This is a genomic window from Pseudomonas morbosilactucae (assembly GCF_023241715.1).
Classification (GTDB): domain Bacteria; phylum Pseudomonadota; class Gammaproteobacteria; order Pseudomonadales; family Pseudomonadaceae; genus Aquipseudomonas; species Aquipseudomonas morbosilactucae.
Window position 1 is genome coordinate 39,240 of record NZ_JALQCW010000092.1, and the last position, 18,932, is coordinate 58,171.

General features: G+C 59.2%; 13 protein-coding genes and 2 pseudogenes. 4 read left to right on the forward strand and 11 right to left on the reverse strand.

Annotation, left to right across the window (positions count from 1 at the left end; genetic code table 11):
* Nucleotides 1–177 precede the first annotated feature (177 nt).
* The 7 genes from lpdA to sdhC form a co-directional block, all read right to left on the reverse strand.
* Nucleotides 178–1,614 (reverse strand): dihydrolipoyl dehydrogenase, encoded by a 1,437-nt coding sequence (gene lpdA, locus M1B34_RS30365; RefSeq protein ID WP_123330238.1) that lies wholly within the window; start codon nt 1,612–1,614, stop codon nt 178–180.
* A 98-nt stretch (nt 1,615–1,712) separates the two neighbouring features.
* Complete coding sequence (gene odhB / locus M1B34_RS30370; protein WP_123330237.1) at nt 1,713–2,936, reverse strand: 2-oxoglutarate dehydrogenase complex dihydrolipoyllysine-residue succinyltransferase; 1,224 nt, start codon at nt 2,934–2,936, stop codon at nt 1,713–1,715.
* A 42-nt stretch (nt 2,937–2,978) separates the two neighbouring features.
* Nucleotides 2,979–5,810, reverse strand: a complete 2,832-nt coding sequence (locus tag M1B34_RS30375) for a 2-oxoglutarate dehydrogenase E1 component (RefSeq protein WP_268263351.1) — start codon at nt 5,808–5,810, stop codon at nt 2,979–2,981.
* 263 nt (nt 5,811–6,073) lie between these two features.
* Nucleotides 6,074–6,778 carry a succinate dehydrogenase iron-sulfur subunit gene (locus M1B34_RS30380; protein ID WP_123330232.1) on the reverse strand — a complete coding sequence of 235 codons (705 nt, stop codon included), beginning with the start codon at nt 6,776–6,778 and terminating at the stop codon, nt 6,074–6,076.
* Between the two features lie 11 nt (nt 6,779–6,789).
* Complete coding sequence (gene sdhA, locus M1B34_RS30385) at nt 6,790–8,562, reverse strand: succinate dehydrogenase flavoprotein subunit (protein ID WP_123330230.1); 1,773 nt, start codon at nt 8,560–8,562, stop codon at nt 6,790–6,792.
* Between the two features lie 3 nt (nt 8,563–8,565).
* Nucleotides 8,566–8,934: a succinate dehydrogenase, hydrophobic membrane anchor protein gene (gene sdhD, locus M1B34_RS30390; RefSeq protein WP_123330227.1), complete on the reverse strand. Its 369-nt coding sequence runs from the start codon at nt 8,932–8,934 to the stop codon at nt 8,566–8,568.
* Nucleotides 8,928–9,314 carry a succinate dehydrogenase, cytochrome b556 subunit gene (sdhC, locus tag M1B34_RS30395; protein WP_015634665.1) on the reverse strand — a complete coding sequence of 129 codons (387 nt, stop codon included), beginning with the start codon at nt 9,312–9,314 and terminating at the stop codon, nt 8,928–8,930. The genes sdhD and sdhC overlap by 7 nt, the downstream gene beginning before the upstream one ends.
* Nucleotides 9,315–9,664: 350 nt before the next feature.
* Here sdhC and gltA point away from each other — a divergent pair, with 350 nt between their 5' ends.
* Nucleotides 9,665–10,954: a citrate synthase gene (gene gltA, locus M1B34_RS30400; protein ID WP_268263352.1), complete on the forward strand. Its 1,290-nt coding sequence runs from the start codon at nt 9,665–9,667 to the stop codon at nt 10,952–10,954.
* 327 nt (nt 10,955–11,281) lie between these two features.
* Here the strand turns inward: gltA and M1B34_RS30405 are convergent, their stop codons facing one another.
* From M1B34_RS30405 to M1B34_RS30415, 3 genes are all read right to left on the reverse strand, one after another.
* The gene (locus M1B34_RS30405) at nt 11,282–12,940 is read right to left on the reverse strand and encodes a cation acetate symporter (protein ID WP_123330223.1); all 1,659 of its coding nucleotides are present in this window, start codon (nt 12,938–12,940) and stop codon (nt 11,282–11,284) included.
* The gene (locus tag M1B34_RS30410) at nt 12,937–13,248 is read right to left on the reverse strand and encodes a DUF485 domain-containing protein (protein ID WP_123330221.1); all 312 of its coding nucleotides are present in this window, start codon (nt 13,246–13,248) and stop codon (nt 12,937–12,939) included. Before M1B34_RS30410 ends, M1B34_RS30405 begins: the two co-directional genes overlap by 4 nt.
* A 191-nt stretch (nt 13,249–13,439) precedes the next feature.
* Nucleotides 13,440–14,291, reverse strand: coding sequence for a glycine betaine ABC transporter substrate-binding protein (locus M1B34_RS30415; RefSeq protein ID WP_123330219.1), 852 nt, complete (start codon nt 14,289–14,291; stop codon nt 13,440–13,442).
* A 287-nt stretch (nt 14,292–14,578) separates the two neighbouring features.
* On the opposite strand from M1B34_RS30415, the gene M1B34_RS30420 reads away from it, so the two are divergent.
* Nucleotides 14,579–16,174: a glycoside hydrolase family 17 protein gene (locus M1B34_RS30420; protein WP_268267051.1), complete on the forward strand. Its 1,596-nt coding sequence runs from the start codon at nt 14,579–14,581 to the stop codon at nt 16,172–16,174.
* Nucleotides 16,175–16,239: 65 nt separating this feature from the next.
* Here the strand turns inward: M1B34_RS30420 and M1B34_RS30425 are convergent.
* Nucleotides 16,240–16,607, reverse strand: a pseudogene (locus M1B34_RS30425) (hypothetical protein).
* 236 nt (nt 16,608–16,843) lie between these two features.
* On the opposite strand from M1B34_RS30425, the pseudogene M1B34_RS30430 reads away from it, so the two are divergent.
* Together M1B34_RS30430 and M1B34_RS30435 are read left to right on the forward strand one after the other, a co-directional pair.
* Nucleotides 16,844–18,141: pseudogene (locus M1B34_RS30430) on the forward strand (serine/threonine protein kinase).
* Nucleotides 18,134–18,922: an MlaA family lipoprotein gene (locus M1B34_RS30435; protein ID WP_268267052.1), complete on the forward strand. Its 789-nt coding sequence runs from the start codon at nt 18,134–18,136 to the stop codon at nt 18,920–18,922. Before M1B34_RS30430 ends, M1B34_RS30435 begins: the two are co-directional and overlap by 8 nt.
* The last annotated feature ends 10 nt before the right edge of the window (nt 18,923–18,932 follow it).

Here is an 18,932-nt window from a genome sequence, read left to right on the forward strand (position 1 = left end):
ATGAGTGCCGCACCACCTGTGACCGCTACTCTCAAACCAGCGCCGCCCATGAACCAGGAGCCAGGGCTCCGGTCCAGTGTGCGGCGCTACCTCGAGAGGTCGAGTCCAGCGGAGATTCCGCGGTGAGTCTTGCTCGCAAGGCTCACGACGGGCAATCCGCCGTGGTTTCTTATTGTCTTAACGCTTTTTGCGGTTGGCGATGTGGATGGCGCCGCCATTCACTGCCAATGCAGCTTCGTGCAGGGCTTCGGACAGGGTCGGATGGGAGAAGACCATCATGCCCAGGTCTTCGGCACTGGTGCCGAATTCCATGCCGATTGCACCTTGCTGAACCAGTTCCGCAGCGCTTGGGCCAATCACGTGGACGCCCAATACGCGATCAGTCTTGGCATCGGCGATGACTTTGACGAAACCGCCGGTGTCGTTCGCTGCCATGGCACGGCCGCTGGCTGCAAACGGGAAGGTGCCGACGTTAACTTCAACGCCTTCAGCTTTCAAGGCCTGCTCGGTTTTACCGACCCATGCAATTTCCGGGTGAGTATAAATAACCGATGGGATCAGGTCATAGTTCATCTGGGCTTTGTGGCCCTTAATGCGCTCGACGACCATGATGCCCTCTTCCGAAGCCTTGTGAGCCAGCATCATGCCGCGGACCACGTCGCCGATGGCGTAGACGCCCGGTACGGTGGTGGCGCAGTGATCGTCAACGTGCACGAAACCGCGCTCGTCGAGGGTCACACCGCAATCAGCGGCCAGCAGGTCGGTGGTCACCGGACGACGACCAACGGCTACGATCAGCTTGTCGAAGGTGATGGTCTGTTCGCCGTTGGCGTCGGTGTAGGTCACGACCACTTCGTCGCCGTTGACCTTGGAACCGGTCACGCGAGCGCCCAGCTTGATGTCCAGACCTTGTTTGGTCAGGGTTTTCAGCGCTTCCTTGGAGACGGCGGTGTCAGCAGCCATCAGGAAGGTGTCCAGGGCTTCCAGGACAGTCACTTGTGCGCCCAGGCGCGACCAGACCGAACCCAGTTCCAGGCCGATGACGCCAGCGCCGATCACGCCCAGGCGTTTTGGCACGGCTTGGAATTCCAGCGCGCCGGTGGAGTCGACGATCACGTTCTGATCGACTGGAGCCGGTGGAATGTCGATTGGGCGCGAACCTGGAGCCAGGATCACGTTCTCGGCTTCGATCACTTCAACCGAACCGTCAGGCTTGGTGACTTCGACTTTCTTGCCGGCCAGCAGCTTGCCGTGGCCTTGGATCGAGGTCACACCGTTGGCTTTGAACAGGGTCGCAACGCCAGAGGTCAGGCCTTTGACGATGTTGGCCTTGCGGCCGACCATTGCTGGCACGTCCATGGTCACGCCAGCGTGGTTGATACCGTGGATCGCGAAACCGTCTTGGGCTTCGTGGAATTTCCAGGAGCTGTCCAGCAGTGCCTTGGAAGGAATGCAACCCACGTTCAGGCAAGTACCACCCAGGGCCAGCTTGCCCTCTTTGTCGGTGTACTTCTCGATGCAGGCAGTGGAAAGGCCAAGTTGCGCAGCTTTAATGGCGGCTACATAACCGCCAGGGCCCGCACCAATCACTACCACGTCGAATTTCTGAGTCATGTAAAAAGATCCTCTTTTAGCAACAAGCTTCAAGCCGCGAGCGGCAAGCCAAGCTGCATTTTCTTGCAGCTTTCGGCCTGCAGCTCACAGCTGCTTTATCAGATATCCAGCAGCAGACGAGCCGGATCTTCCAGCAGGTTCTTGATGGTGACCAGGAAGGTCACAGCTTCTTTGCCATCGATCAGACGGTGATCGTAGGACAGAGCCAGGTACATCATCGGACGGATAACGACTTGACCGTTGATGGCCATCGGACGTTGCAGAATGTTGTGCATGCCCAGGATTGCTGCTTGCGGCGGGTTGACGATCGGGGTCGACATCATCGAACCGAAAGTACCGCCGTTGGTGATGGTGAACGTACCACCGGTCATTTCGTCCATCGACAGTTTGCCGTCACGGGCTTTCTTGCCGAAGGTGGCGATGCCGCCTTCGATTTCAGCCAGGCTCATCAGTTCGGCGTTACGCAGAACCGGAACCACCAGGCCACGGTCGCTGGAAACTGCAACACCGACGTCGGCGTAGCCGTGGTAAACGATGTCGCCACCGTCGATCGACGCGTTGACCGCCGGGAAGCGTTTCAGCGCTTCGGTGGCAGCCTTGACGAAGAACGACATGAAGCCCAGGCGCACGCCGTTGTGGCTCTTCTCGAACAGATCCTTGTACTTCGAACGCAGGGCCATGACTTCGGTCATGTCAACTTCGTTGAAGGTGGTCAGCATCGCCATGTTCGACTGAGCTTCAACCAGACGCTTGGCAACGGTTGCACGGACGCGGGTCATCGGTACGCGCTTCTCGATGCGGTCGCCAGCGGCGAACACAGGAGCAGCGGCAGCCGGCGCAGCAGCCTTGGCAGGCGCGGCAGCCGGAGCGGCTTTCTTGGCAGCAACAGCGGCAACCACGTCTTCCTTGGTCACACGACCGCCTTTGCCAGTACCGGCAACGGAAGCGATGTTGATGCCGTTTTCTTCAGCCAGCTTGCGTGCAGCAGGAGCAGCAACGGGATCGTCTTCGCCAGCAGCGGCTGGAGCGGCAGCCTGGGCAGCCGCTGGAGCAGCGGCGGCGGCAGGTGCAGCGGCAGCAGCGCCGCCTTCCACGATGGAGCCCAAAACTTCGTCGGACAGAACGGTGTCGCCTTCGTTCTTGACGATAGCGCCCAACACGCCGTCAGCAGTCGCCAACACTTCCAGCACAACCTTGTCGGTTTCGATGTCGACGATCAGTTCGTCACGCTTGACGGCGTCGCCCGGTTGTTTGTGCCAGGTGGCAACGGTGCCATCGGCAACCGATTCCGGGAAAGTGGGGGCTTTGATCTCGATAGCCATTATCTGTGGTTCCTTAAATTCGGTTTCAGGTGCGCGAAGGCATTAAACAGTGAAGGCATCTTGCAGCAGTTTTTCTTGCTGCTCGGCGTGCATCGATGCGTAACCACATGCAGGTGCAGCAGAAGCGTCACGGCCCGCGTACTCGAGTACGAGCGACTTGTTGTGACCGCTGATGATGCGACGCATGTGATGCTGGCTGCAGTACCAGGCACCCTGGTTCATCGGCTCTTCCTGACACCAAACGATGTGTTTGACGTTTTTGTACGGAGCCAGGACTTCAATCAAGTCGTCCTCAGGGAATGGGTACAGCTGCTCGATCCGCACGATGGCGATGTCATCACGACCTTCGGCACGGCGTTTTTCCAGCAAGTCGTAGTAGACCTTGCCGCTACACAGAACGATGCGACCTACATCTTTTGGATCTTGGGCATCGATTTCCGGAATAACGGTCTGGAAGGAACCTTCCGCCAGATCTTCCAGGGTCGAGATGGCCAATTTATGACGCAGCAGCGATTTCGGCGTCAGGACTACCAGCGGCTTGCGCAGGGGACGAATCACCTGGCGACGCAGCAAGTGGTAGATCTGGGCCGGAGTGGTCGGTACGCACACCTGGATGTTGTGCTCGGCGCACAGCTGCAGGTAACGCTCCAGACGGGCAGAGGAGTGCTCAGGACCCTGACCTTCATAACCGTGTGGCAGCAGCATGGTCAGACCGCAGAGACGGCCCCACTTGTGCTCGCCGCTGGTGATGAACTGGTCGATCACTACTTGGGCACCGTTGGCGAAGTCGCCGAACTGGGCTTCCCAGATCACCAGCGCGTTTGGCGTGGTGGTCGAGTAACCGTATTCGAACGCCAGCACGGCTTCTTCGGACAGGAACGAGTCGTACAGGTCGAAACGTGGCTGGCCTTCGTACAGGTGCTGCAACGGGATGTAGGTGCCCGCGTCTTTCTGGTTGTGCAACACCGCGTGACGGTGCGAGAACGTACCACGGCCGATGTCCTGGCCGGTCATGCGAATCGGGTGACCTTCGAACGCCAGGGTCGCGTACGCCATGGTTTCGGCGTAACCCCAGTTGATCGGCAGGCCGCCGGCTTGCATTTTCTGACGGTCTTCGTAGATCTTCGCCACTTGGCGCTGAACCACGAAGCCTTCCGGCAGTTCCAGCAGCTTGGCAGACAGTTCTTGCAGGGTCTTCAGGTCGAACCGGGTGTCGTGACGCGCAGTCCAGGCGTGGCCCAGGTACGGACGCCAGTCCACGAACAACTCTTTGTTCGGCTCTTTGACCAGGCTTTTCACCACGTGCAGACCGTTGTCCAGCGCGTTGCGGTATTCGTCGACTTTCGCCTGAACACGCTCTGCGTCGAGCACACCGCCCTGAGTCAGGCGTTCGGCATACAGTTCACGCGTGGTGCGCTGTTTGACGATCTGCTGATACATCAGTGGCTGGGTGCCGCTTGGCTCGTCGGCCTCGTTGTGGCCGCGACGACGGTAGCAGACCAGGTCGATCACCACGTCGCGCTTGTACTGCATGCGGTAGTCGATGGCCAACTGGGTCACGAACAATACGGCTTCCGGATCATCACCATTCACATGGAGGATCGGCGCCTGGATCATTTTCGCGACGTCGGTGGCGTACTCGGTGGAACGCGAGTCCAGCGGGTTGCTGATGGTGAAGCCGACCTGGTTGTTGATCACCAGGTGGATGGTGCCGCCAGTCTTGAAGCCGCGGGTCTGCGACATCTGGAAGGTTTCCATGACCACGCCCTGACCTGCGAATGCAGCGTCACCGTGGATGGAAATTGGCAGTACCTTGTCACCGTTCAGGTCGTTACGACGATCCTGGCGAGCACGCACCGAACCCTCGACCACTGGAGAAACGATTTCCAGGTGGGAAGGGTTGAAGGCCATGGCCAGGTGAACTTCGCCGCCAGCAGTCATCACGTTGGACGAGAAGCCCTGGTGATATTTCACGTCGCCGGAGCCCAGCTCGACCTTCTTCTTGCCTTCAAACTCGTCAAAGAGTTCGCGCGGGTTCTTGCCGAAGGTGTTGACCAGTACGTTGAGGCGACCACGGTGGGCCATGCCGATGACGATTTCCTTGGTGCCGTAGGAACCGGAACGCTGGATCAGCTCATCAAGCAACGGAATCAGGCTCTCGCCGCCTTCCAGACCGAAACGCTTGGTACCCGGGTACTTGGTGCCCAGGTATTTCTCGAGGCCTTCAGCTGCGGTCACGCGCTCAAGCAGGTGGCTCTTGATGTCCGTGGAGTAAGTCGGACGGCCACGCACGCTTTCCAGACGCTGCTGGAACCACTGACGCTGTTCGGAATCGACGATGTGCGTAAATTCAGCGCCGATGGTGCGGCAATATGTCTGCTGCAACGCTTCGTGAATTTCGCGTAGGCTCGCTTCCTCTTTGCCGATGAACAGGTCGCCGGCACGGAAGGTCGTATCAAGATCGGCATTGGTCAAGCCGTAATGATTGATCGACAGGTCTGCAGGTGCAGGACGCTGCCACAGCCCCAGCGGGTCAAGCTGGGCTGCCTGGTGGCCACGCATACGGTAGGCCTGGATCAATCGCAGCACTTCAACCTGCTTCTTCTCGTGCTCACTGCTCACGCTGCCGGCAGATACCGGTTGTGCGCGGCGCTGGTTCTTTGCCAGCAAGACGAAATGATCGCGGATTGTGGAGTGCGAAACATCGATGGCAGTGCTGCCGTCGGTAGGCAACTTCTGGAAGTAAGTGCGCCACTCTTCTGGCACAGCGTTAGGGTCGTGCAGGTAGAGCTCGTAGAGCTCTTCCACATAGGCAGCGTTACTACCGGATAGGTAGGCGCTGTTCCACATGCGCTGCATCACGCTTTCTTGCATGCTTGGTCACCCTCGGTTAGGGGAACACCACCTGCGAAGACACCGAGCAAACTTGCAGAAGTCCGAATGCAGCGACTAAAACAAGCCACTTAGGATCACGCTGATAGTCCGGGTACCAGCCCGGATGCCCCTGCTTGTCTCATTTCTTCAAAATATAGAGCGGCAACTTTGTGAGCTGCTGCTCAGGTTAAAACTACGGCGCCGGTTGAAGCCTGCGCCGTAGCATCTACGGGTAAAGCGGTTCTACGGGTACAGCAGCTGAATCAAACGCCGCTTTGCAGCAGCATGTTACGGATGTGACCGATGGCCTTAGTCGGGTTCAGACCTTTCGGACAAACGTTGACGCAGTTCATGATCCCGCGGCAGCGGAATACGCTGAACGGGTCATCCAGCGAAGCCAGACGCTCGGTAGTCTTGGTGTCGCGGCTGTCTGCCAGGAAGCGATAAGCTTGCAGCAGAGCAGCTGGACCCAGGAACTTGTCCGGGTTCCACCAGAAGGACGGGCAAGAGGTCGAGCAGCAAGCGCATAGGATGCACTCGTACAGACCGTCGAGCTTTTCGCGCTCTTCCGGGGACTGCAGACGCTCGATGGCCGGAGCCGGCGTGTCGTTCTGCAGGAATGGCTTAACCTTCTCGTATTGCTTGTAGAAGATGCTCATATCGACGACCAGGTCACGGATAACCGGCAAACCAGGCAGAGGACGAACAACCAGCTTGTTACCTTTGACGACCGCAGACAGTGGCGTGATGCATGCCAAGCCGTTTTTGCCGTTGATGTTCATGCCATCGGAGCCACAAACACCTTCACGGCAGGAGCGACGATAGGAGAAACCTTCGTCCTGCTCTTTGATCAGTGCCAGGACATCCAGCACCATCAGGTCTTTACCACCGGTATCGACCTGGAACTCCTGCATGAACGGCGCGGCGTCCTGATCAGGGTTGTAACGATAAACACTGACTTTCAACATATCGGCCACCCTTAATAAGTCCGAATTTTTGGTTCAAAAGTCGGAACCGTCTTCGGCGAGAAGTTCACGGCACGCTTGGCAACGCGCTTCTCACCCGGGAAGTACAGGGTGTGGCACAGCCAGTTTTCGTCGTCGCGATCTTCAAAGTCTTCACGGGCGTGAGCGCCGCGGGACTCTTTACGCACTTCAGCAGCGATGGCGGTGGCTTCGGCCACTTCCAGCAGGTTCTGCAGCTCAAGCGCTTCGATACGGGCAGTGTTGAACGCCTGGGACTTGTCGTTGATCTTGACGTTAGCGATACGCTCGCGCAGGTCTGCCAACTGAGCGATACCCTTCTGCATGTATTCGCCAGTACGGAATACACCGAAGTAGTTCTGCATGCAGTTTTGCAGCTCACGACGCAGGGTCGCCACGTCTTCACCGGTGGTGCGCTCGTTGAGCTTGGCCAGACGGTTCAGGGCAACTTCAACGTTGGTGTCGCTGGCGTCACGGTATTCGATACCGTCAGTCAGGGCTTTTTCCAGGTGCAGACCGGCCGCACGACCGAAGACCACCAGGTCCAGCAGCGAGTTGCCGCCCAGACGGTTGGCACCGTGAACCGATACGCAAGCCACTTCACCCACCGCGAACAAGCCAGGGATGATGGTGTCCACGCCTTCGGCGTCCTGAGTGATGGCCTGGCCATGAATGTTGGTGGCAACGCCGCCCATCATGTAGTGGCAGGTTGGAACAACCGGAACCGGAGCAACCACTGGGTCAACGTGAGCAAAGGTCTTGGACAGCTCGCAGATGCCTGGCAGGCGGCTGTGCAGCACTTCCTCGCCCAGGTGGTCGAGCTTGAGCATCACGTGGTCGCCGTTAGGGCCACAGCCGTTGCCGGCGATGATCTCTTTAACCATGGAACGGGCTACAACGTCACGACCCGCCAAGTCTTTGGCGTTCGGAGCATAACGCTCCATGAAACGCTCGCCGTGCTTGTTGATCAGGTAACCACCTTCACCACGGCAACCTTCGGTCACCAGTACACCGGCGCCGGCGATGCCGGTTGGGTGGAACTGCCACATTTCGATGTCTTGCACCGGAACGCCAGCACGCAAAGCCATGCCGACGCCGTCACCGGTGTTGATCAGGGCGTTGGTAGTGGACGCATAGATACGACCTGCACCGCCAGTGGCCAGAACGGTAGCCTTGGCACGGATGTAGGTGGTTTCGCCGGTTTCGATGCAGATGGCGATAACGCCGACGAACGCGCCGTCTTCGTTTTTCACCAGGTCAACGGCATACCACTCATTAAGGAAGGTGGTACCCGCTTTCAGGTTGCCCTGATAAAGGGTGTGCAGCAGAGCGTGACCGGTACGGTCGGATGCGGCGCATGTACGAGCAGCCTGGCCGCCCTTGCCGTAGTCCTTGGACTGACCGCCGAAAGGACGCTGGTAGATACGACCGGTTTCGGTACGCGAGAACGGCAGGCCCATGTGGTCCAGCTCGAAGACCGCAGCCGGGCCTTCCTGACACATGTATTCGATAGCGTCCTGGTCACCGATGTAGTCGGAACCCTTGACGGTATCGTACATATGCCAGCGCCAGTCATCGTTCGGGTCGGCCGAAGCGATGGCGCAGGTGATGCCACCCTGGGCAGACACAGTGTGCGAACGAGTCGGGAACACCTTGGTGATCACCGCAGTCTTGTGGCCGCCTTGGGCCAGCTGCAGTGCGGCACGCATGCCTGCGCCGCCGCCGCCAATGATGATGGCGTCGAAAGAAATCGTTGGAATGTTAGCCATGAATCAGATACCCCAGAGAATCTGCACACCCCAGACGAAGTAAGCGAACATCGCAACGCCGCATACTGCCTGGAAAAGGAAACGTACTGCTGTGGCCGACTTGCCCAGCGCCATCGGCGTCAGGTAGTCAGTGGAAATGGTCCACATGCCGACCCAGGCGTGAGCGCCCAGAGCAACCATGGCCAGCAGGCTGAAGATACGCATCCAGTTGTTAGCGAACAGAGCGTGCCATTGGGCGTAGCCAAGGCCAGGGTTCGCAACGAGGTACCCGATCAGGAAGATGAAATAAGCCGCGAGAACGACCGCAGACACACGCTGCGCCATCCAGTCATAAAGGCCCGAACGCGACAGGTTCGTAACGCTGGTTACCATATCCAAACTCCCGCCAGAACGATTACCACCACGGATACGGCGATAACGATTTTCGAGCCCAGCTTGCCGCCTTCCAGCGTTTCACCGATGCCCATGTCCATGATCAGATGGCGTACACCGGCCACCAAGTGATACAGCAAGGCGGACAGGAGGCCCCATGCAACGAATTTGGCCAGCGGACTGGTCAAGCACGCCTTCACCTCGGCATACCCTTCCTCGGAACCTAGGGATTTGCTCAATGCGTAAAGCATGATGCCGATGCCCAGGAAGAGGATGATGCCGGAAACACGGTGGAGAAACGACGTAACGCCGGTGATGGGGAGTTTGATGGTCCTTAGGTCTAGGTTTACAGGTCGTTGGCTATTCACGGCTTTTTTCACACTGAAGAGCCCCTAACAATCAGGGCAAAGTTGTTGGGGAGTGCACTGGTCAGGCAACCACTACCCAGGGAGTGCGACCCCCAATAAAGCGGGCCCAGAAGCCTACGGAGGTCGGTGGCCGAGTATAGACAGTTAGGCTACTAATGACAACGCAAACACCTCCCCCTAATAGCTGATTGCGTTACCGTAATAAAAGGCGTAAATGGCAGGGAATTTCGAGGAAAAACTCGGCTTAAAGCCTTCTGGAGCAAGACTTTAGGCAAATTGACATTCAGATTTATCTCACTATAGTGGTGCGGGCCCTGCGTGGGGGGTCTGTCAGATGATTTCAAGCATAAATAGGAGGCCACATGGCTGACAAAAAAGCGCAGTTGATCATCGAGGGCGCAGCCCCCGTCGAGCTGCCCATTTTAACCGGCACCGTTGGTCCCGATGTTATCGATGTTCGGGGCCTGACGGCCACGGGCCGCTTCACCTTTGACCCTGGTTTCATGTCGACTGCCTCCTGCGAGTCGAAGATCACCTATATTGATGGCGACAACGGCATCCTGCTGCATCGGGGCTACCCGATCGAGCAACTGGCCGAGAAGTCGGACTACCTGGAAACCTGCTACCTGCTGCTCAATGGCGAACTGCCAACCGCAGAACAGAAGGCCCAGTTCGTCAGCACCGTCAAGAACCACACCATGGTTCACGAACAGCTGAAAACCTTCTTCAACGGTTTCCGTCGTGACGCCCACCCGATGGCGGTCATGTGCGGTGTCGTCGGCGCCCTATCGGCGTTCTACCACGACTCCCTGGACATCAATAACCCGCAACACCGCGAAATCTCGGCGGTGCGCCTGGTCGCCAAGATGCCGACCCTGGCCGCGATGGTTTACAAGTACTCCATGGGCCAACCCATGATGTACCCGCGCAACGACCTGTCGTACGCGGAAAACTTCCTGCACATGATGTTCAACACCCCGTGCGAGATCAAACCGATCAGCCCGGTGTTGGCCAAGGCAATGGACCGGATCTTCATCCTCCACGCCGACCACGAGCAGAACGCATCGACCTCCACCGTACGCCTGGCAGGCTCCTCGGGTGCCAACCCGTTCGCCTGTATCGCTGCCGGTATCGCTGCTCTCTGGGGCCCGGCTCACGGCGGCGCCAACGAAGCCGTGCTGACCATGCTCGATGAAATCGGCGATGTCTCGAATATCGACAAGTTCATCGCCAAGGCCAAGGACAAGAACGATCCGTTCAAGCTCATGGGCTTCGGTCACCGCGTCTACAAGAACCGTGACCCACGCGCCACAGTAATGAAGCAGACCTGCGACGAAGTGTTGAAGGAACTGGGCATCAAGAACGATCCGCAACTCGAACTGGCCATGCGCCTGGAAGAGATCGCCCTGACCGACCCGTACTTCATCGAACGCTCGCTGTACCCGAACGTCGACTTCTACTCGGGGATCATCCTCAAGGCGATCGGCATTCCAACCAGCATGTTTACCGTGATCTTCGCCCTGGCGCGGACCGTCGGCTGGATCTCCCACTGGAAGGAAATGCTCTCCAGCCCGTACAAGATCGGCCGTCCACGCCAGCTGTACACCGGCTACGAGTCGCGCGACATCAGCAAACTGGAAGACCGCAAGTAAGACCCGCCTAGCGCACACGTCTTGATTGCAGCGGATACGGCCTCTAAACAGAGGCCGTATTTGTTTCCGCCCTCCTCTCTCATGCCCCAGCCTCTCGTAGGAGCCGGCTTGCCGGCGAATCGATCCCGAGCACAACACCCAACTCCACACCCTGTCCCAGTCCCAGTCCCAACCTAAGCCTAAGCCTAAGCCTAAGACTCAGAGACGCCTTCGCTGGCAAGCCAGCCCCTTCGGGTGGGTGGCGGGTATAAAAAATGCCCTGATCTCTCGATCAAGGCATTTCAATATCACACAACTTATATATAGAAGCCGATACTCAGTTCCGACTCAGTGCGACACCGCTCCACTGGCACCCAGGCCGGTCTGCGAACGTACGAACTGCGGGAAGAACAGCGCCCGCTCATTCTCTGCCGCGGTCGACTTGTCAGTGATGGAGAAGAACCAGATCCCGACAAAGGCAATGATCATCGAGAACAGCGCAGGGTACTCATACGGGAAGATCGCCTTCTCGTGATGGAGGATCTGCACCCAGATGGTCGGCCCAAGGATCATCAGCCCCACTGCACTGATCAGCCCCAGCCAGCCACCAATCATGGCACCGCGGGTGGTGAGCTTCTTCCAGTACATGGAAAGCAGCAGAACCGGGAAGTTGCAGCTTGCAGCAATGGAGAACGCCAGGCCCACCATGAACGCAATGTTCTGGCTTTCGAAGAGAATGCCCAGGCCGATCGCCAGCACGCCCAAGGCGATGGTGGTGATCTTCGAGACGCGGATCTCATCCTTGTCGTTCGCCTTGCCCTTCTTGATCACGCTGGCGTACAGGTCATGGGACACCGCCGAAGCACCCGCCAACGTCAGGCCAGCCACTACGGCGAGGATGGTGGCGAAGGCCACTGCCGAGATAAAGCCCAGGAAGATGCTACCGCCCACGGCATCGGCCAAATGTACCGCCGCCATGTTGTTACCGCCCAATAGCGCACCCGCCGCATCCTTGAACGCAGGGTTGGTGCTGACCAGCAAGATCGCGCCAAAACCGATGATGAACGTCAGGATGTAGAAGTAGCCGATGAAGCCTGTGGCATAAAGCACGCTCTTACGGGCTTCTTTCGCGTCACTCACAGTGAAGAAGCGCATCAGGATATGGGGCAGGCCCGCGGTACCGAACATCAGGGCCAGGCCCAGGGAGAAGGCCGAGATCGGATCCTTCACCAAGCCACCAGGGCTCATGATTGCCTCACCTTTGGGGTGAACCTTGATCGCTTCGGAGAACAGGGCGTTGAAGTCGAAGTTGACGTGCTTCATCACCATCAGTGCCATGAAGGACGCACCGGACAGCAACAGCACCGCCTTGATGATCTGAACCCAAGTGGTTGCCAGCATGCCGCCGAACAACACATAGAGGCACATCAGGATGCCCACCAGGATCACCGCCACATGGTAATCAAGGCCGAACAACAGCTGGATCAGCTTACCGGCACCCACCATCTGCGCGATCAGGTAGAACGCCACCACCACCAGCGAACCACAGGCCGACAAGGTGCGGATCTGCGTCTGCCCAAGGCGATAGGAGGCCACATCGGCGAAGGTGTATTTGCCCAGGTTACGCAGGCGCTCAGCGATCAGGAACAGAATGATCGGCCAGCCCACCAGGAAGCCGATGGAGTAAATCAGGCCGTCATAGCCAGAGGTATACACCAGCGCGGAAATCCCCAGGAAGGACGCCGCCGACATGTAGTCGCCGGCAATCGCCAGGCCGTTCTGGAAGCCGGTGATCTTGCCGCCCGCCGCGTAATAGTCGGCCGCCGACTTGTTGCGCTTGGACGCCCAGTAAGTGATGCACAGGGTCGCACCGACGAACACCACGAACATCAGGATCGCCGACACATTGAGGGGTTGTTTATGGACTTCGCCAGTCAGTGCATCGGCGGCCCAAACGGCCGGGGCGAAGGCTGCAATGCCGAGAGCTGCCAGTAGACGCCGGATCATTGCTGAGCCTCCTTGAGAATCGCATTGTTCAGGTCGTCGAATTCACCGTTGGCACGTCGCACATAGATCCCCGTCAGGATAAAGGCCGAAAGAATCAGCCCCACACCGATGGGAATGCCCCAGGTGATGGATGACGTCGGACTGAGTTTCGCCCCCAGGATCTGGGGTCCGTAAGCGATCAACAGGATGAAGCCCGAGTAAAGCCCAAGCATGATCGCCGATAGAATCCAGGCGAACCGCTCTCGCTTGCTGACCAGCTCCTTGAAACGCGGGCTGTTTTGAATCGAGAGGTAAATGCTGTCGTTCATTGTTTTTATCCTCGCAGCACAGATTTTAGTTAGAACGTATTCCACTCTATGCGGCTATGGAGCAGGTTCCAGACGACCTTAGTATTAGAACGACATTAGCGCGGCCGCCAATTTCTCCCGCAGAAAAAACAAAAACCGCCAGGGGCGAACCCCAGGCGGTCTTTAGAAGGCTGTTCTAGACGCTTTGTCTATTACTTAGCAGTCCACTCGGCAACCCGATCCGGGTGTTTGGCCACCCAGTCCTTGGCTGCCGCATCCGGTTTTGCGCCCTCTTGAATGGCCAACATGACCTCACCAATTTCGTCTTTCGAGGTCCACTGGAACTTCTTCAGGAAGGCCGCCACTTCCGGCGCCTTCTTCTCCAGCCCTTTGCTACCGATGCTGTTGACGGTTTCAGCCGCGCCGTACACGCCTTTCGGGTCGTCGAGGAAGCGCAGTTTCCACTTGGCGAACATCCAGTGCGGCACCCAGCCGGTGACGGCAATGGACTCATTCTTCTCTTCAGCACGGGTCAGCTCAGCGATCATCGCCGCGCCGGAACTGGCCTGCAGCTTGTAGTCCAGGCCGTAATCCTTGATCGCCTGGTCGGTCTTGAGCATCACGCCCGAGCCAGCGTCGATCCCCACGATCTTGTTCTTGAACGTGGTGTCGGTTTTCAGGTCCTCGATGGACTTGGCCTTGACGTACTCCGGCACGATCAAACCGATCTTCGCGTCTTTGAAATTGGGGCCGTAGTCGACCACTTTATCCTTGTTCTTGGCCCAGTACTCGCCGTGGGTCACCGGCAACCAGGCCGAGAGCATGGCGTCGAGCTTACCGGTGGCCACGCCCTGCCACATGATGCCGGTGGCCACAGCCTGCAACTTGACGTCATAACCGAGCTTCTGCTTGATCACCTCTGCCGCCACGTGAGTGGTCGCCACGCTGTCCGACCAACCGTCGACATAGCCGATGCTCAGGGTCTTGCTGTCGGCGCTGGCGAGGGTGGAGCTCATCGCAAGGACCATCGCGGCACCTGCGCCTAAAATGCTTCGCATCTTCATCGTTACTTCCCCGAAAGTGCTGCACCAGGCGGGTGCCCGGCGCGTCAACGTATGGTTATGGTGCACAGCGCCCCCATCACGCCTCACCGCAAACTCGTTCGAACATCAGCGGAGTACTGATGCTTGGATAATCAACCCGCAGCCTCCAGCGACCTGCTCTGTCTACGACCTCAAGGCAACAAGCAACGACATCAGATAGCCAGCAACCAGCCACCCGGAACCGCCTGCCTCCCGGCCCGCCCGAACTTTGCATGTCAAAATCATGCAGCCCACCTAGGGGCCGATGAATGCAGGTAAGATGCCCGGCTTTGCTCCCACACGGCCTGACCATGTCTGCGACTGCCCGCTTCCCCCTCCTGCCCTACTTACTGGCCTGCCTACTGGGCGTGTTCGCCCTGTGCGGCTACTGGTACGGCCTCGGCCAACCCGTGGTGCTGCCAGATGTCGCCAGCGCCAGCCACAAACTGCAATGCGCCTCTTACACCCCGTTCGACAAAGACCAGTCGCCGTTCGACCAGCCGTTCAAGCTGCGTCCGGAGCGCATGGACGCTGACCTGGCCCTGCTGGCCACCCGTTTCGAGTGCATCCGCACCTACTCCATGACCGGCCTCGACGCCCTGCCGGACCTGGCGCGCAAGCACGGCCTGAAGCTGATGATCGGCGCCTGGGTCAACAGCAACCCGGTGGATACCGAGAAGGAAGTCGACCTGTTGATCGCCTCGGCCAACGCCAACCCCGACGTGGTCAGCGCGGTGATCGTCGGCAACGAGGCCTTGCTGCGCAAGGAAGTCACCGGCGCCCAACTGGCTCGGCTGATCCTCAAGGTCAAGGCCAACGTCAAGCAGCCGGTGACCTACGCCGACGTTTGGGAGTTCTGGCTCAAGCACCCGGAAATTGCCCCGGCGGTGGACTTCCTGACCATTCACTTGCTGCCGTATTGGGAAGACGATCCGTCGAACATCAACGCCGCCCTGAACCATGTGGCCGAGGTGCGCCAGGTGTTCGGCAACCGCTTTGCACCCAAGGACGTGATGATCGGCGAGACCGGCTGGCCCAGCGAAGGCCGCCAGCGCGAAACCGCCCTGCCAAGTCGGGTCAATGAGGCCCAGTTCATCCGTGGTTTTGTCGCCATGGCCGAAGCCAACGGCTGGCACTACAACCTGATCGAAGCCTTTGATCAGCCCTGGAAACGTGCCAGTGAAGGGGCCGTCGGCGGCTACTGGGGCCTGTTTGACGCGGATCGCCAGGACAAGGGCATCCTCGCCGGGCCAGTCTCCAACCTGCCTTATTGGCCGTTGTGGCTGGGCGTTGGCGGGGCGCTGTTCCTGGCCACCCTGGTTCTGGGCGGACGGGTTCGCAACCCCCGCGCGGCGTTGCTCCTGCCAGCTCTCGGCGCCTTGGGTGCCTGTTGCATCGGCACCTGGGGCGAGCTGGCGCGAGTCACCAGCCGTTTTACCGGAGAGTGGCTCTGGGCTGCCTTGCTGCTGGGCCTGAACCTGCTGGTGCTGGCCCATGCCGCCTTGGCCCTGAGCAGCCGTGACGGCTGGCGCGGCCGGGCCTTCAAGGCCCTGGAACAACGCGCCGGCTGGCTGCTGGCTGCCACCGGCTTCGCTGGGGCCGTGATGATGCTGGAGCTGGTGTTCGACCCACGCTACCGCAGTTTCCCTAGCGCCGCCCTGTTGCTGCCCGCCCTGGTCTACCTGTGCCGCCCAGTGAGCGTGCCGCGCCGGGAAATTGCCCTGCTGACCTTTATCATCGGTGCCGGCATCGCGCCGCAGTTGTACCGCGAAGGGCTGCAAAACCAGCAAGCCTGGGGCTGGGCACTGGTCAGCCTGTTGCTGGTGGCCGCATTGTGGCGCAGCTTGCGCATCCGCAAGGCCTGACACCCAGGCAGAAAAAAAGGGATGACCACGGTCATCCCTTTTTCATGGAACTCAGCCAGCCATCATTAGGCTGGGCGGGTCGCCCGCACCAGGCGCAACGCCGCCAACACCACCGCAAACACAGCTAGCGTGGTGTTGTACAGCGCCAGCGCCGGCAGCCCCAGCAACAACGCAACGACTGCCAACCCCAGCCCACACGCCCCGGCAGGACAAAAGCCAGCAGCGCCGCACCCAAGGCTGACCAGCCCAACACCTGAAAGTGGATCAACCAACCCAGGTTGGCGCGCAACTGGCATTCCCAGCGACTGGCCTCATCCACACAGACGCCCACCCATTGTGCGTCCTCCATAAAGCCGTAGCGCGCGCCATAACTGGCGGCCAGCCACAAAGGCAAGACAATGAGCAGCAGGATCACGGGAAGACGGCGGGACATGAAACACTCCGATAAGGCGAAAACGGCGCCCAGCATAAGCCTCCAAGAGCGCCAAGCAAGCGTGTTGCACAGATAACTGTTCAGCCAATGCCGGCAAAGTGTATCGTCCCGCTACTATTACCCCCAGCCCGCCTTGCCTCGAGCGTTTTTTTGTGCCGAACCATGGCACTTCGGCACTAGCGCGGTGGTCATAGCCTGCGAACCTTATCCGGTACCTTTCTCTAAGGGATTTAGTCATGCTCCGTTCCTTGCGCTTCGCTGCCCTTTTCGGCGGCCTTATCTTGAGTGCGTCCGCTCTGGCGGTGGACATCGACGCCGCCAGCTATGGCTACCCTTTGACCAACCCGTTCGAAGCGACCATCGCCACCACACCGCCAGAGTTACGCCCGGAATTGCCGTCCGATGACGACATCAACCAGGCTGACCGCAGCCTGAACCTGCGCCCGGAGCGCGAGTTCATCCTGCCGGACAACTTCTGGGCGGTGAAAAAACTCACCTACCGTATCGCCACCCAGGACCACGCAGCCCCGCTGATCTTCCTGATTGCAGGCACTGGTGCGCGCTTCGACAGCAGCCTCAACGAATACCTGAAGAAGCTGTACTACAAGGCCGGCTACCACGTGGTGCAGCTGTCCTCACCCACCAGCTTCGACTTCATCAGTGCCGCCTCGCGCTTCGCTACACCGGGGGTGACCCAGGAAGACGCCGAGGACATGTACCGGGTTATGCAGGCGGTGCGGGCGCAAAACCCCAAGCTGCCGATCACCGACTTCTACCTCACCGGCTATAGCCTCGGTGCACTGGACGCGGCCTTCGTCAGCAAACTGGATGAAACCCGGCGCAGCTTCAACTTCAAGAAAGTCCTGCTGCTCAACCCGCCGGTCAACCTCTACACCTCCATCAGCAACCTCGACAAGCTGGTACAAACCGAGGTCAAGGGCATCAACAACAGCACCACTTTTTATGAGCTGGTGCTGAACAAGCTGACTCGCTACTTCCAGCAAAAGGGCTACATCGACCTCAACGACGCCCTGCTCTACGACTTCCAACAGTCCAAGCAACACCTGACCAACGAACAGATGGCCATGCTGATCGGCACCTCGTTCCGTTTCTCGGCCGCCGACATCGCCTTTACCTCGGACCTGATCAACCGCCGCGGCTGATCATTCCACCCAAGTACCCCATCAGCGAAGGCACCAGCCTCACGCCGTTCCTCAAACGTGCCCTGCAATGCGACTTCGACTGCTACCTGACCGAGCAAGTCATTCCGATGTGGCGTGCCCGCACCGACGGCGGCAGCCTGCTGCAACTGATTGACCAAGTGAGCCTGTACGCCCTGCAGGACTACCTGCACAACAGCCCGAAAATTGCGGTCATGCACAACGCTGACGATGTGATCCTCGGCCCTGGCGACCTGGGCTTCCTGCGTAAAACCTTTGGCGACCGCCTGACCGTCTACCCTCACGGCGGTCATTGCGGCAACCTCAACTATCGCGTCAACAGCGACGCCATGCTGGAGTTCTTCCGTGGCTAAACATCTCCTGCTTATCGCTGCGTTGCTCTGTGCCGGCTATGCCCAGGCCGACAACAGCAAGGCCAACGCCCCCACCGTGGTGGATGCCGATGGCTTCACCGAACCCTTGAAGAAACTCAAGTTCAATGCCGGGCTGGACCAGCGGGAATTCGAGCGCTCGACCCTCAACGCCTTGAATGTCTACGACCCACTGGAGTCGTGGAACCGCCGGGTCTACCACTTCAATTACCGCTTCGACCAATGGGTCTTCCTGCCTGTGGTGGACGGCTATCGCTACGTGACGCCGGGCTTCCTGCGCAGCGGCGTGAGCAACTTCTTCAACAACCTCGGCGACGTGCCCAACCTGGTCAACAGCCTGCTGCAGCTCAAAGGCCAGCGCTCGATGGAAACCACGGCTCGGCTGCTGCTCAACACCACCATCGGCATCGCCGGCCTGTGGGACCCAGCGACCCGCATGGGCCTGCCACGGCAAAGTGAAGACTTCGGCCAGACCCTGGGCTTCTACGGGGTTCCGGGGGGCGCCTACCTGGTGCTGCCAATCTTCGGCCCCTCGAACCTGCGAGACACCACCGGCCTGGTGGTGGACTACAGCGCCGAGTCGGCCATCAACTTCCTCAACGTCTCCGAAGTCAGCAGCAACCACCCGGAAATCTGGGTACTGCGAGGTGTGGACAAGCGCTACCAGACCAGCTTCCGCTACGGCCAGCTGAACTCGCCGTTCGAATACGAGAAGGTGCGCTACGTGTACAGCGAATCCCGCAAGCTGCAGATCGCCGAATAGGCCTTTCCCC

Bases quoted from the DNA above. Each gene is read 5' to 3' on its own strand.
- lpdA (WP_123330238.1), bottom strand. From the start codon at position 1,614: ATGACTCAGAAATTCGACGTGGTAGTGATTGGTGCGGGCCCTGGCGGT.
- odhB (WP_123330237.1), bottom strand. From the start codon at position 2,936: ATGGCTATCGAGATCAAAGCCCCCACTTTCCCGGAATCGGTTGCCGAT.
- M1B34_RS30375 (WP_268263351.1), bottom strand. From the start codon at position 5,810: ATGCAAGAAAGCGTGATGCAGCGCATGTGGAACAGCGCCTACCTATCC.
- M1B34_RS30380 (WP_123330232.1), bottom strand. From the start codon at position 6,778: ATGTTGAAAGTCAGTGTTTATCGTTACAACCCTGATCAGGACGCCGCG.
- sdhA (WP_123330230.1), bottom strand. From the start codon at position 8,562: ATGGCTAACATTCCAACGATTTCTTTCGACGCCATCATCATTGGCGGC.
- sdhD (WP_123330227.1), bottom strand. From the start codon at position 8,934: ATGGTAACCAGCGTTACGAACCTGTCGCGTTCGGGCCTTTATGACTGG.
- gltA (WP_268263352.1), top strand. From the start codon at position 9,665: ATGGCTGACAAAAAAGCGCAGTTGATCATCGAGGGCGCAGCCCCCGTC.
- M1B34_RS30405 (WP_123330223.1), bottom strand. From the start codon at position 12,940: ATGATCCGGCGTCTACTGGCAGCTCTCGGCATTGCAGCCTTCGCCCCG.
- M1B34_RS30410 (WP_123330221.1), bottom strand. From the start codon at position 13,248: ATGAACGACAGCATTTACCTCTCGATTCAAAACAGCCCGCGTTTCAAG.
- M1B34_RS30415 (WP_123330219.1), bottom strand. From the start codon at position 14,291: ATGAAGATGCGAAGCATTTTAGGCGCAGGTGCCGCGATGGTCCTTGCG.
- M1B34_RS30420 (WP_268267051.1), top strand. From the start codon at position 14,579: ATGCAGGTAAGATGCCCGGCTTTGCTCCCACACGGCCTGACCATGTCT.